The 13,339-nt window shown below is 63.0% G+C and carries 14 protein-coding genes; 7 read left to right on the forward strand and 7 right to left on the reverse strand.

The features are described from left to right. Nucleotides 1–12 precede the first annotated feature (12 nt). On the reverse strand, nucleotides 13–1,830 hold the full coding sequence (locus NBW56_RS08975; protein ID WP_250258900.1) for a hypothetical protein: 1,818 nt from the start codon (nucleotides 1,828–1,830) through the stop codon (nucleotides 13–15). A gap of 123 nt (nucleotides 1,831–1,953) precedes the next feature. Between NBW56_RS08975 and NBW56_RS08980 the strand changes: the two genes are divergently transcribed. Next, nucleotides 1,954–3,228, forward strand: coding sequence for an AI-2E family transporter (locus tag NBW56_RS08980; protein ID WP_250258901.1), 1,275 nt, complete (start codon nucleotides 1,954–1,956; stop codon nucleotides 3,226–3,228). Between the two features lie 141 nt (nucleotides 3,229–3,369). Here NBW56_RS08980 and greA read toward each other — a convergent pair whose 3' ends face one another. Then, nucleotides 3,370–3,858 (reverse strand): transcription elongation factor GreA, encoded by a 489-nt coding sequence (greA, locus tag NBW56_RS08985; RefSeq protein WP_250258902.1) that lies wholly within the window; start codon nucleotides 3,856–3,858, stop codon nucleotides 3,370–3,372. 207 nt (nucleotides 3,859–4,065) lie between these two features. Beyond that, nucleotides 4,066–4,473: a DUF4307 domain-containing protein gene (locus NBW56_RS08990; RefSeq protein WP_065247432.1), complete on the reverse strand. Its 408-nt coding sequence runs from the start codon at nucleotides 4,471–4,473 to the stop codon at nucleotides 4,066–4,068. 34 nt (nucleotides 4,474–4,507) lie between these two features. On the opposite strand from NBW56_RS08990, the gene mca reads away from it, so the two are divergent. After that, entirely contained in the window at nucleotides 4,508–5,506 is a 999-nt protein-coding gene (gene mca / locus NBW56_RS08995) for a mycothiol conjugate amidase Mca (protein WP_250258903.1), read from the forward strand. Beyond that, nucleotides 5,503–5,772: a hypothetical protein gene (locus tag NBW56_RS09000; RefSeq protein WP_250258904.1), complete on the forward strand. Its 270-nt coding sequence runs from the start codon at nucleotides 5,503–5,505 to the stop codon at nucleotides 5,770–5,772. The genes mca and NBW56_RS09000 overlap by 4 nt, the downstream gene beginning before the upstream one ends. Here the strand turns inward: NBW56_RS09000 and trhA are convergent. Next, nucleotides 5,769–6,545, reverse strand: coding sequence for a PAQR family membrane homeostasis protein TrhA (gene trhA, locus NBW56_RS09005; RefSeq protein ID WP_250258905.1), 777 nt, complete (start codon nucleotides 6,543–6,545; stop codon nucleotides 5,769–5,771). The genes NBW56_RS09000 and trhA overlap by 4 nt on opposite strands. Before the next feature lie 131 nt (nucleotides 6,546–6,676). On the opposite strand from trhA, the gene uppS reads away from it, so the two are divergent. Further along, a complete protein-coding gene (gene uppS / locus NBW56_RS09010; protein ID WP_250258920.1) occupies nucleotides 6,677–7,450 on the forward strand; it encodes a polyprenyl diphosphate synthase in 774 nt (257 codons plus the stop codon). 183 nt (nucleotides 7,451–7,633) lie between these two features. After that, nucleotides 7,634–8,947 (forward strand): RNA 5'-3' helicase PhoH2, encoded by a 1,314-nt coding sequence (gene phoH2, locus NBW56_RS09015; protein WP_239379149.1) that lies wholly within the window; start codon nucleotides 7,634–7,636, stop codon nucleotides 8,945–8,947. A gap of 6 nt (nucleotides 8,948–8,953) precedes the next feature. Here phoH2 and NBW56_RS09020 read toward each other — a convergent pair whose 3' ends face one another. Further along, nucleotides 8,954–10,366: a class II fumarate hydratase gene (locus tag NBW56_RS09020; protein WP_250258906.1), complete on the reverse strand. Its 1,413-nt coding sequence runs from the start codon at nucleotides 10,364–10,366 to the stop codon at nucleotides 8,954–8,956. Between the two features lies 1 nt (nucleotide 10,367). After that, nucleotides 10,368–11,309 (reverse strand): carbohydrate kinase family protein, encoded by a 942-nt coding sequence (locus NBW56_RS09025; protein ID WP_250258907.1) that lies wholly within the window; start codon nucleotides 11,307–11,309, stop codon nucleotides 10,368–10,370. Nucleotides 11,310–11,393: 84 nt separating this feature from the next. On the opposite strand from NBW56_RS09025, the gene NBW56_RS09030 reads away from it, so the two are divergent. Together NBW56_RS09030 and NBW56_RS09035 are read left to right on the forward strand one after the other, a co-directional pair. After that, nucleotides 11,394–12,005: a DUF4245 family protein gene (locus tag NBW56_RS09030; RefSeq protein ID WP_250258908.1), complete on the forward strand. Its 612-nt coding sequence runs from the start codon at nucleotides 11,394–11,396 to the stop codon at nucleotides 12,003–12,005. 6 nt (nucleotides 12,006–12,011) lie between these two features. Then, nucleotides 12,012–12,608 carry a hypothetical protein gene (locus NBW56_RS09035; RefSeq protein WP_250258909.1) on the forward strand — a complete coding sequence of 199 codons (597 nt, stop codon included), beginning with the start codon at nucleotides 12,012–12,014 and terminating at the stop codon, nucleotides 12,606–12,608. Nucleotides 12,609–12,684: 76 nt separating this feature from the next. On the opposite strand, the gene pcp is transcribed toward NBW56_RS09035, so the two are convergent. Then, a complete protein-coding gene (gene pcp / locus NBW56_RS09040) occupies nucleotides 12,685–13,329 on the reverse strand; it encodes a pyroglutamyl-peptidase I (protein ID WP_074297622.1) in 645 nt (214 codons plus the stop codon). Between the last annotated feature and the right edge of the window lie 10 nt (nucleotides 13,330–13,339).

Here is a 13,339-nt window from a genome sequence, read left to right on the forward strand (position 1 = left end):
AATGGGCGCAATTCAGGTTCGCCGGGAGCGCCTGGATTCCGCACCGATATTGCCGCGCACCCGCACGAGTGTGAGGGCGAAAGCCCCGAGGAGTACGAGGACCGTGACGATGCCCGCGAGGTACGGGTTTGAAAACACCGACAGCACACCGATGAATGCGATGAGGAGCACAAGGATAAGCTCGCGAAGCTCATCGGCGAGGGCCGATTTTCGGCTTGCCCGCAAGCGCACAACTCCGAGTTGCGAGGAATCGAGGTTGAGCCTGTTGCGCAGGCTTTTCTCAAGCAGAATCGGTGCGAGATCAGAGGTCGCACCAAGGTGGGAAGTCGGGTTCGCGTAGAGGCCCGTTTTCGACTTTGTGAGAGCGCCGTGGCGGCGTTGCACCTCTTCGCTCATCGCTACCGCGCGCACACGCACCTCAGGAATATGGCCATCCGGGTGAGGGCACCCTTCGATCACGAGTCGACCGCCATCCTTCATACCGAGGAGTCGAAGCGTGAGGGCGTCGACGAGCGCAATCTCCGTTTCCATGTTCGAATGATCCGCGGTGTAGACCCGTGCCGTGACGTAACGCGTGGGGCACACCGCGTCCGCAACGGGATTTGAGGCAACGCGTGCCGGGGCAAGCTGCACGTATTCACCGAGACCTATGCCGAGCGATTCACGTATGGTCTGGTCAGCCTCGAGCGTGCCCTCGGGGACGTCGTCCCTATAGTCAACGGAGGCGATGACGCCGGGCCGGGTCTCTAGTTCACCGTTGTTGCGGAAGCTTCGGTAGGTAGTTGTGACCGAGGCGTGGGTGCCGATTTCTTGGCGAAGCGACGGGTGGGCCACGACCTTCGTCTCGCGCGAGCGATTGAGGTCATCGCGCGTCGAGGTGACGCGAAGCCACGGCGTGCGGCCGCTTCCCTCCCACGCGGGAGGCTCGAGCGAGGGGATTGTTGCGTACGCGGTATACCCGTCACGTGCATGCGCAATAGCGCCATCGGGTGCGAGGTTCGGGAGGGCGCGCAGCTCGTGTTCGACGAGGAGCTTCTCGAAGCGAGCGATAGCTTCGGGGGAGGTGAAGCCCTCTTGGATCTCACGATCGTCTTTGGCGAAGAACTCGGCGAAGCTCGCGTACTCACTCCGCTTCGAGAGCTCACGGAAGTAAGCGAAAATTTCCGATTGCGTCGTGAGGATTTTCGCCTCGCGCGTATCGGCGTCAAGAATGTACCCCTGATCCGCGTCATACACGTAGAACGATTCGGGGCGCTCGGCAACGACCTCGCTCCCGTCTTCGGCGATGGAGAGGATCTCGAGTGGAAAGTCCTCGGCACTGACCTCGCGACACGAATAGCCAGGTTCGGTTGAGTTGAGTGCAAGGAGCTGGTCGGTCGTGAGCCACGATGCCCACACGATCGTCTCCGCACCCCTTTGTTGAAGCGGGGTCGCGGCGATATACCCCCGCGGCGCGACGGAAGCGAAATAGCCAATCGCCATGTTCGTGACACGGGCCTTCACGATCGGGAAGAAATCCGAACCGTTCCAGTTGCGCTGGTAGAACTTATTGCACATGACTGACGGCGCCGCGTTTGAGCCAACCGCGATAACGAGGTGGCGAAACTCCGCCCACGGCTGGTGCTTGAGCTTTGCGAGTGAGTCGAAAGACCACACGTCGTCGTTGTAGCGCACGTTTGCAAAGCCGAATCGGCGCTCCTTGACGGGGTTGAGAGGGCTGGTCTTGAACCACGTGGAGCTTTCGATCTTGTGCACAAGAAGGCTGCCGCTTGGCGGTTCCCAAGGATAGAGGAGGGGGTCGTTTGTCGCGGAGATCGATTCCTGGCGCATGCCACCAGTGTGGCATAAGGGGGGCCTCACGGATTGAGGGACTGTAGGCCGTTCGGTAGGATACGCTGTGGTTCTTCCGTCTCGGCTGCCGTGGGCGCCGGGCCCCACCTGTTTGGAGTGCATATGCAACCGCCTAGGCGCGTTAATCTTCCCACCGAAAAGCCCACCGGCCGCAAGGGGCAAAGTCTCGCCCTTCCCCTCGAAGTAGAGGAGCTGCCCATGGGGCTGCGCCGCGCGGCGGCGTGGAGCTGGCGCTTCATTGTCGTCATTGGCGCTTTGTGGCTCATCTTTAGTGGCTTCGGGATGGTCTCGACCCTTTTCATCAGTGTGCTCGTGGCGATCCTGCTCGCCTCGATGCTCCAGCCATTCGTCAAGCTTCTCACGACCCACACTTTCCTTCCACGCATGGCGTCGGCAGCGATCGCTCTCGTGGGCCTCATCGTGGTGGTCGTGGGAATGTTCGTGCTCGCTGGCCGCCAGCTCGTAGATTCGTGGGACGGAATCGCGACGGCCGCCGTCTCGGGCTTCACGCAGCTGTGGAACGACATCACGGGGTACTTCAAGATCGATCTTGACTCGCTCGGAGACCTCGGCAAGCTCCAGCAAGAAGCACTCGACCAGCTCCAGAAGAACTCCTCGAGCATCATCTCCGGTGCCTCGAGCGCCGCAAGTACGGTGGGCAATCTCGGCACGGGCGTGCTCGTGTGCCTTTTCGCGTTGTTCTTCTTCCTCGCCGACGGTGGAAATATCTGGCGCTGGTTCCTGGGCTTTGTGCCCTCTCACTCACGCCACGTGACGCACGAGGCTTTTCGCCGTGGATGGAAGGCTCTTTCCTCATACTGCCGCACGCAAATCCTCGTTGCGGCAGTCGACGCGACGGGTATTGCCCTCGGTATGGTCGGCATCGATATCGTGAGCGGCATCATGGGGCGCTCGGCGGTCGCGCTTTCTCCCTACGCCGTTCCGATCTGGCTCATCGTGTTCCTCTTTAGCTTTATTCCGCTCGTTGGCGCTATCGTGTCGGGTGCAATCGCTATGCTCCTCGTGTTCGTGCTCCAGGGGTGGATCCCCGCGCTCATCATGCTTGGCATCGTGATTCTCGTGCAGCAGCTTGAATCGAACATTCTGCAGCCGATCCTCATGGGGAAGGCCGTGGAGCTCCACCCGCTCGCGATCTTCCTCGGTGTTTCTGCAGGCGCCGTTGTTGCGGGAATCCCGGGCGCGCTTTTCTCGATTCCGCTTCTCGCGTTCCTCAATGCTCTGTACTGCTACCTTGACGGCCGCGACCCCGATCCCTCGCTCGGTATCGATGAGAAAAACATCGCCTACTTCGAGACCCGTGAACGGGAGCAAAAGAAGACTCTCGCGGAACGCGCGCGACTCATCCCTCAGAAGTAAAACGCAGGCCGCAATAGTGACGAGAGCTTATCGCGGTCTGGAGCGCGGTCGCTCTCGTGAGTGAACGCAAAGCGAAAGGGCGTGGAGTGCGCTCCCAAGGGGGAGGCTCCACGCCCTTCGTTCGTGTGGCGACTTCGCCGCTCACACCGTGTACGGCTTTGCGGCCTTAATTTCAATCGGAATCGACTTGCCGTTGGGGGCCGTGTAGTCAACCGTGTCCCCGGCCTTAGCGCCAACGATGGCAGCGCCGAGCGGAGACTCGGGCGAGTACACCTCGATGTCTTTGCCTTCGGCAATTTCGCGGTTGCCAAGCACGAATGTGCGCTCCTTGCCGGCCATCGTGATGGTGACCAGCATGCCGGGCTCGACAATCCCGTCGTCCGCGGGGGTCTCGCCAACAATAGCGGTCTTGAGGAGGGCCTTGAGCTCGGCGATGCGAGCTTCGAGTTTGCCCTGTTCTTCGCGTGCGGCGTGGTAGCCGCCGTTTTCTTTGAGGTCGCCCTCGTCGCGGGCGGCCGCGATGCGCTCTACAACCTCGGTGCGTCCGGGACCCTCGAGATGCTCGAGTTCCTTGACGAGGCGGTCGTAGGCGTCCTGAGTGAGCCAGGTGCCCTGGTTGGGTTCGCTCATGGTTCTCCTTGGGATCAAAAAAAATGCGGACCCCATGGTGGCCATGGGCTCCGAATCCACGTCTCAGTGGTCACACAAGTATACAGTGAACGAACGTGAAAAGAGATGAGGCACTCGCCACAGCGTCACATTGAGGGGCAATCGTGCCGCGGCCGGCCATCAGCTCTCGAGACTTCTCCGATTGCTCGGGGATCATTGCTGAGACCGCTATTGCTGCGCTGCCTCACATTTCCTCACGACCCCGCTCACGGCGCTTCCCTGCGTCGTGATCTCGGCGGTGTGCGTTGACAGGCGATTCGTTTGGGGTGGAATGTGCACGACCGTGTAGCCCACTTGCGCGCGTACAGAATTGAGGGCTTCGAGTGAGCAGTCGAGCGCCGTGCCGGGAGTGGCGTTAACGGAGAACGTCACCGAGACGCGAGAGTCGTTGATGTGGCGGTAGGAGAGCGTGTTCGTTTTGATTGCTTGCGAGGAAATGAAAGCGAAGGCTACCCAGATCACGGTTGCGACGAAGCCCACGGCGATGACCACGGTCCCCACGAGCGCCCAGCGGCGTTTTTCCGGGGAATTTCTCACGCCGTAGCGTTCTTGAAGTGTGCGCTCGCGGGAAGTCATGCCTACATTGTTTCACGTGTGTGAACTTTGTGTAATGACGACGGGGCGCTACCGCGCAGGCGTGGCGCCAGAGGAGACGGGTGTGCCGAAAGCCGCGCTCGCACCGAGCGATGAGACCTTCAAGGCACTCTTGAAGCATGGCGGGCACCCCGAAGCCGAAGTCGAGAAAAACCCGTGTCGCTTGCGACTCATGGCCGTTCATGCGCACCCTGACGATGAGTCCTCTAAGGGCGCTGGAACCATGGCCCGCTATGTCGACGAGGGCGCCGAGGTCACCGTTGTGACGTGTACGGGCGGCGAGCGTGGTGACATTCTCAACCCGCGCCTCAAGGACGATCCTGAAGCCAATGCCGATTTGAGCGCCGTGCGCCACCGCGAAATGGACCGCGCGCGAGAAATCTTGGGAATTAACCAGGTGTGGCTCGGCTACATCGATTCGGGCCTCCCCGAAGGCGACCCGCTGCCCGCGCTTCCGCAGGGGTGCTTTGCTCTCATTGATCCCGAGGAGGCAGCGCGTCCTCTCGTGAAGCTCGTGCGGGAGCTGCGGCCTCACGTCATGCTGACCTACGACGAAAACGGGGGCTACCCCCACCCCGACCACATCCACACGCACAAGATCAGCATGCTCGCCTACGAACTAGCGGCGGACCCGAACTACATGCCCGAGCTCGGCGAGCCGTGGGCCGTGGCGAAGATTTACTATCAGCTGCTGTTCCCGCCGGCCCAGATGATCGCGTACGCCAGATACATGCGCGAGCATGCTCTCGAGAACCCCTTTGAGGCGCAAATGGAGTACTTTGAAGGCCTCGATCAGCGCCCCATCACTACGCGGATCAACGTTTCGCGGTATCTTGAAGTGCGTGATGCTGCGCTTCTCGCGCACGCGACGCAGGTCGATCCGGATGGGTTCTTCTTCGCCGTCTCGAATGAGATCAAACGCGAGGCGTGGCCCACCGAGGACTTCCAGCTGCGGCACTCGCGCATCGGCGTGACGCTTCCGGAATCCGACCTCTTCGAAGGGATTCGCCAATGATTCTCGCGCATTTCTCGCCCGTCGTTCTCCTTGCCGATGGCGCGACGACGCCTCCCGGAATGGAGGAGATGACGACCGCGACGGTGACACCGGGGCTGCCCGGCTTTTTCGTGTTTCTTGCGATGGCCGTCGCGATGCTGCTCCTCGCGCTCGATTTGTCGCGGCGTGTGCGCCGTTCGAGTGCTCGTGAAAACGTTCGGCGCCGCATGGAGGAAGCAGCGGAAGCCGAGCGTGGCGAGAGCCGTAACGAGGCTGAGCGTTCTTAGACGACCGATAGCCACACGGCGACGAGGTGGCATACGAAACCCACAACCGTGAACGAGTGGAAGATTTCGTGGAAGCCGAACCACGCCGGTGAGGGGTTGGGTTTTTTCGTGCCGTAGACAACCGCGCCGAGCGTGTAGGCGACGCCACCCGCGATGATGAGCGCGATGACGGCCGCGCCGCCTCCGGCATAGAGCTGAGGCATGTAAAAGATTGCGACCCAGCCGAGGGCGACGTAGGCGGGGACGTAGAGCCAGCGCGGGGCGCTCGTCCAGAAGATTCTGAAGGCCACGCCGATGAGGGCGCCGACCCAGCACACCGTGAGGAGCACGGTCGCATCCTGCTGATTGAGGAGCGCGACGGCGAGCGGGGTGTAGGTACCGGCGATGATGAGGAAGATGTTTGCGTGGTCGAAGCGCCGGAGCGCGAGCGTGCCCTGAACCGACCAGGTCCCGCGGTGGTAGGTCGCGGAGACGCCGAAGAGCATGCCAGCGGTCACGATAAACACGACGGTTGCGAGCCGCACGGCGAGGGTGGAGCCAGTCGCGATGAGGAGCATGCCCGCGATGAGCGCGGCGGGGAAGGCCACCAGGTGGATCATGCCGCGCAGCTTGGGCTTATTCGGCAAAGTAGGCAGGTGAATGCCGTACGCGCCGAGGAGCTCGGGAACGCTTGTTCCGGTGCCGGCGCTGGGAACAGCTTCACCGGCGGTCGGGGTCTTGGAAGTTCCGACGCTTGCCTCGCTTCGCTGCGCATCTCGCTGGTCAGTGCTCATAACGGTAGCGTAACTTACGGTGACGTAGGTGTCACGGCGGCGGGTGAATCTTGACGTGTTCACCCCACTTTTGTGAAGGAGTCGTGGCAATCCTTTGCGGCGTGCACGGGAGAGCGTGCACGCCTGTCACAATGGGGGACGTGAATTCTTCGAGAAACCCCGACACTTCGCCGCCCGCCGCGTCTTCAGCGGAGCGCGGGCCGCGCCATGTCGGCATCATTCTCGACGGTAATCGGCGATGGGCGCGTGCGAAGGGGCTCGAGGTCTCCGAAGGGCACCGCGCCGGTGCCACGGTAGTTCTCGACACCATCGACTGGGCGCGCGAGAGCGGGGTCGAAATCCTCTCGCTTTGGTTGCTCTCCACCGATAACTTCCGAAGGCCCGAGGCGGAGCTCGCGCAGCTCTTTGACATCATCACCGACCTTGCGCGCGCAGTCGCCCACAAGGGCTACCCACTACGTATTCTGTGCGCTGAGAGCGTGCTGCCCGCCCCCCTCGCCGAGCGACTCCATGCGCTGACCTCCGTGGAAAGTGCGACCGAGAAAGCGGAGCCGAATTCGCCCTTCGAGGTCAACCTGGCGATTGGCTACGGCGGCAGGCGCGAGATTATCGAGGCCGTCCACGCCCTCATCGACGAGGAAATCGCGCGCGGGGGAGACCTCACGAGCCTGCGCACCGCCGTGAGCGAAGGTAGCGTCGGAACCCACCTCTCCACCGCCGGTCAAAGTGCACCGGACCTGCTTATTCGCACCTCCGGAGAACAGCGGCTTTCAGGCTTTCTCCTGTGGCAATCCGTGCACTCCGAACTCGTGTTTTGCGAGGCGTTGTGGCCAGACTTCACGCGCGGCGATTTCGATGCCGCTCTCGACGAATACGCGAGCCGGGAGCGTCGCTTCGGCGCTTAAAGGCGAAGGTGTGTGCGGTCACTGCAGGGGATGATCCTCCGCCCCCGGGTAACGCGAGGGTGAAGGCTCGGTGACCGTCTTGCTTGCGCGGCGCGCCAGGCGGCTCGAGCGGCGAAAAGCGGTGCAAGGATCGAAGCGATAGCCGGTCGCGGGCGACCGGAAGGACTTCGAAAGCGAGAGACCATGAATGCGCCGCTGACCTATGTTCTCGATACGTCCGTTGTACTGGCGGACCCCCACTCGATCTTTCGATTCGCGGAGCACCACGTTGTGCTCCCGATCGTGGTGATCACGGAACTGGAAGGAAAGCGGCACCACTCCGAACTCGGGTACTTCGCGCGCCAATCCCTGCGCATTCTCGATGAGCTACGCGAGACTCACGGCACACTCGCCGAGCCACTCCCGCTCGGAACCCAGGGCGGCACACTGAGAGTTGAACTCAACCACCAGAGCCCCGAGAATCTTCCCGACGGCTTCCGCCTTGGAGACAACGACACGCGCATCCTCTCCGTGGCGAAAAACCTCCAGGTCGAAGGGGCCGAGGTCGTGCTCGTTTCAAAAGACCTGCCGATGCGCATTAAGGCGAGCGCCTCGGGACTGAAAGCCGAGGAGTACCGCGCGGAACTCGCGCGCGATCGTGCGTACACGGGCATCACCTCCGCCGAGATCACCGAAGAGCAGATGGCAGCGCTGTGGAGTGAAGAGAACGGCGCGCGACACGTGGGCATCGAGATCCCGGAGCTTGCCGAGCTTGGCACCCACACGGGCCTCAAACTTTCCTCTCCTCGTGGTTCCGCGCTCGCGCGCGTGCTTCCCAGCGGCAACGTGCGCCTCGTGCCGGGGGATAGCAATGTGTTTGGGGTGACGGGCCGCAGCGCCGAACAACGCATTGCGATTGATCTCCTCCTCGACGATGACCTCTCGATCGTGAGCCTCGGCGGACGCGCAGGCACGGGCAAGTCAGCGCTCGCCCTGTGCGCGGGGCTCGAGGCCGTTCTCGAAAAGCGACACCAACGCAAGATCATGGTGTTCCGGCCGCTGTACGCGGTTGGTGGGCAAGAGCTCGGCTATCTCCCCGGCGACCACGACGACAAGATGGGGCCGTGGGCACAAGCCGTGTTCGACACGCTCGGCTCGATGGTCTCCAGCGCGGTCGTGGATGAGGTACTCGGGCGAGGCCTCCTCGAGGTTCTCCCGCTGACCCACATTCGAGGCCGCTCTCTCCACGACGCCTTCGTGATCGTTGACGAGGCGCAGTCGCTCGAACGGAACGTGCTGCTCACGATGCTTTCGCGAATCGGCCAAAACTCACGCGTAGTGCTCACTCACGACGTGGCTCAGCGCGACAACCTGCGCGTCGGTCGATACGACGGCGTTGCCTCCGTGGTCGAGGCGCTCAAAGGTAACGAGCTCTTCGCCCACGTGACGCTGCAGCGTTCCGAGCGCTCGAGGGTCGCCGAACTCGTGACCCGCGTGCTCGACGCGCCGATTTCGTAAGCCGCGCTACTCGCCCGGGGGTGAGGCCGGGGGAGTGGTCATCGCCGACACGTCGAGCGCGGAATCGAGCTGCTCTTCGGTGAGCTCGCCGCGCTCGACGTAACCGAGGGCGATCGTCGCTTCTCGAACGGAAACGCGATGTGCGACCGCGTGCTTCGCGATCGCCGCCGCGTTCTCGTACCCAATGAGTCTATTGAGAGGCGTGACGACCGAGGGAGAGGCCTCGGCAAAGAAGCGTGCGCGATCCTCGTTCGCGCGGATTCCCTCGATCGTTTTCGTCGCGAGGACGCGCACGGAGTTCGACAAAAGCGTGATTGATTCCAGAAGCGCCGTGCCCATAAGGGGGATCTGGACGTTGAGTTCGAACGCCCCTTGTGCACCACCCCATGCGATCGCCGCGTCATTGCCCACGACGCGCGCGCACACCATGAGAACTGCCTCGGGAACAACCGGATTGACCTTCCCGGGCATGATTGAACTGCCCGGCTGGAGATCGGGGAGCGCAATTTCCCCAAGACCCGTGTTGGGGCCCGAGCCCATCCAGCGCAAATCGTTGCAGATCTTCGTGAGTGACACCGCGAGCGTGCGCAGCGTGCCGCTCATCTCCACGAGCGCATCGCGCGCCGATTGCGCCTCAAAGTGGTTGCGGGCCTCTGTGAGTGGAAGGCCCGTGCGCTCGCGGAGAATTTCAATCACACGGGGAGCGAATCCGGCGGGGGTGTTGATCCCTGTCCCCACGGCGGTTCCACCAAGCGGGAGCTCGGCGGGGCGGGGGATCGCGGCCGTCACTCGCTCGATTCCGTAGCGCACTTGCGCGGCGTAGCCACCGAACTCCTGGCCGAGCGTGACCGGGGTCGCGTCCATGAGGTGCGTGCGGCCGCTCTTGACGACGCTCGCGAACTCCTCTTCTTTGCGCTCGAGGGCCTCCTTGAGAGCCTCGAGAGCCGGCACAAGACTTTCCGTGACGTCGCGGGTGACCGCGAGGTGCACCGAGGTGGGGAACGTGTCGTTACTCGATTGCGAGGCATTGACGTGGTCGTTCGGGTGCACGAGAAGCGCGTCCGTGCTTGCGAGACGGGCGAGCACTTCGTTCATGTTCATGTTCGAACTCGTGCCCGAGCCCGTCTGGTACACGTCGATAGGGAAGTGCGCGTCACACTCACCTGCGCTCACGCGCTCGGCTGCTCGTGCGATTGCCGTCGCGCGGTCGTTGTCGAGAACACCGAGCTCGGCGTTGGTGAGTGCAGCGGCGCGCTTCACCTCCGCGAGTGCGTGGATGTTCGAGGGTGCGAGAGGGCGATGGGAGATGGGGAAATTCTCGACTGCACGTTGGGTCTGGGCGCCGTAGAGCGCCGAGGCCGGAACGCGTACCTCGCCCATGGTGTCGTGCTCGATGCGGAAGTTCTCGGTACCGGTCATGTCAGTCCTCCGCGGGGGAAAGCGTGCAGCGGTCAGCAATGTCGCGCGCCCACGGCGGGTTTGCTCCCGCGCGCGAAACGGTTACCGAGGCAAGGAGCGCGGCGTGCGAGAGGATTTCTTCGATTTCGGTGGCCTCGAGCGTGGCGATTTTCTCCCGGCCTTCAGCGCCGAGGAGGCCCTTGCGCGAAAGCGCATCGAGAAGGCCAGCCGAAAAGGTGTCGCCCGCGCCGACTGTGTCTGCGACATCGACGCGCACGCCTGGAATGTCCACGCGGCCTCTCGCCGTGAATGCTGTTGCGCCCTGCCCGCCGCGCGTGATGACCGCGAGCTTCACCCCGCGGCGAAGCCACGACTGGGCCGCTTGATCGATATCGCTCGTCTCGTAGAGCCACTCGAGGTCTTCGTCTGAAGCCTTCACGATGTCGGCGAGCGCGATGTTCTCCTCGATCGGTTTGCGCGCGATCGCGGGATCTCCCATGAGGGTGGGGCGCGCGTTCGGATCGTAGGAGATGAGGGCGCTCTCGCGGAGCGAAGCCACGACCGTGCGGAGGGTATCGGCGCCTGGCTCGAGTGTCGCGGCGATCGAGCTGGTGTGCACCGCATCGACCTGCGTGGGCAGTCCTCGTGGATCGGGGTCCCACGCGATGTCGAAATCGTATGAAGCCGCGCCACCTTCGCCGATCGTCGCGGCCGCAGTTGAGGTGTGAGCCCCGGGCCTTACCGAACCGGGGGTGAGCGAGACGTTCGAGGATTCAACATGCTGCACAATGGCGCGCCCGCGCTCGTCATCGCCGATGTGGGTGAGCAGGTGCGAGGTGTGCCCGAGGCGGCCGAGGGCGACGGCCACGTTCATGGGGGACCCACCCGGGAGCTCGGCCCTAGGAGCGTCTTTGCGGATTACGATGTCTGTCAGCGCTTCGCCGATCGTTAGATAGGTACTCACGCCAGTATTGTTTCAGATCACAGCGGGAGCCGCATGGTCCTCAGTCACGGCGCGCGACGCTCCGGAATTTGGAACAATGGCGGTATGGCCGAATCTCACGAGAGACCGCAGCGGAAAAAGCGCGAGCTGCCCACGAAGAAAAACACCTCGGTACGGAACCTGGTGTGGGCGATCGGGCTGAACCTCATTGTGGTGGCTATTGCCGCGGTTGTCATCGTCGGGCTCGGACGCAATGATCGTGATACGGCCGACTCCGCGCGTTCACATGTCAATGTGGGCGAAAGCGCAGCGCGTGCGAGTGAGTCACTCGGATTTCGCGCGGCCGACGTCGAGCCGGAAGGGTTTACGGTGCGTGAGGCACAAATGTCGACGACCGAACCGGCCAACTGGGAGGTGCGCTACACCTCACCCTCCGGTGAGCTGGAAACTCTCCTTCAGGCGCGGGCGGATTTTTCCGCGCTCGCCCCCCGAGTCCGCGGAAAAGTGACGCAGGCGGATTACTTCGAGATCAGAGGCACGGAGTGTGCGAATCTCGAAATTCAATCCTCCTCGAGCGACACAAACACGGACGCTGCTAAGCCGGTGTCGGGAATCGTATGCTCAGCTCGAGAGACGACGCTCATCGTGTACGGGGCCGGGAGCGAAGAGGAGCATGCCGCGCTCATGAAGGCCACCCTCGACCGTGTCAACAAGTGAGGAACCATGAACGAGAACTCCCACCGTCCGCCGCGCGGTAGTGCCGACGCGACCGAAAAGCTCGATGCGCCGCTAGGTGCTGACCCCACCGAGGTCCTCGCGCCTGTCGCAAGTCCCGACCCAACTGCGTCAACGCCCACCACGGTGCCCCCGCGCACGTCTGCGCCCGGCCCTACCGCCGCTTCGACGCCGGTAGAGGCCCCCGGACGACAGAGCCGGCAACACCCACGATCAGCAACCGCCCCCGTCGTCATCGTGCTTGGGCTCGTCGCCTCCGCGCTCCTTGCAATTTTTGCCTGGGGAGGCATGTTCTCGACCGCCCAGCTCGCGTGCGTGATCGCAGGTGCAGCGTTGTTTGCGCTCACGGGCATCGTCGCGGTGCGCACGTGCACAACAACGGGAGCCCTCGTCGCTGCGTGGATCCTCGCCTTTGCTCTCCTGTTCGCCCCGCTTCTCGTGTGGATCGTTGTGCAGGGGGGAGCGGCCGTCACAAGCACGCTCATCTTCGGGGCGATCGGTATGTGGGTTTCAGGCGTTGCCGTCGTTGCTCTCGTGGTGGCCGTTCTCGGCACGTATCTTCACGCGCGCGCGGCAGCGCGGTAAGGGATCCGCGCTGCCGCGATACACACGTGTAGTCGCGGTGCCATAACGCCCCGAGTGCGGTGTGCGTGCGTGGGGCTCAGTGCGTCGTGCCCTCGGCCGTTGCCACGTCGCTTTCGTTTTCCACGATCGCGGCGATAGCGGCAGCGAGCCCCTTCGTGATCGTTTCCGTGGAGAGCGAGGGCTGGCCGGGCTTGCCAACAGTCTGCTCAGGGATGAAGGGAACGTGCACGAACCCACCGCGTGCTTCGCGGGGTCCGACGGTTGCCAGGTGATGGAGCACGCCAAACATGATGTGGTTGCACACGAACGTGCCCGCGGAGTTTGAGACGGACGAGGGGACGCCTGCTTCGCGGATCGCTTGAGCCATCGCCTTAATCGGAAGCGTGGCAAAGTACGCGGGTGGTGCGCCTTCGACCACGGGCTCATCGATCGGCTGTTGACCCTCGTTGTCGGCAATGCGCGCATCGTCGACGTTGATCGCGACGCGCTCTGGGGTGATGTCGAAGCGGCCGCCAGCCTGGCCAACACAGAGCACGGCGCTTGGTTGGTGCTCATCGATTGCGGCGGTTGCGGCCTCAATCGCTTTGCCGAACACGGTCGGTACTTCGACAGTGATGATCTCTTCTCCCGCGATTTCGGCGGGAAGTGCCTTCACGGCCTCGAGTGCGGGATTGATCTTCTCCCCGCCAAACGGGTCAAATGCAGTCACAAGGATTGACATGGTGTTCCTC

The sequence above is a fragment of the Dermabacter sp. Marseille-Q3180 genome (genome assembly GCF_940792985.1).
Classification (GTDB): domain Bacteria; phylum Actinomycetota; class Actinomycetes; order Actinomycetales; family Dermabacteraceae; genus Dermabacter; species Dermabacter vaginalis.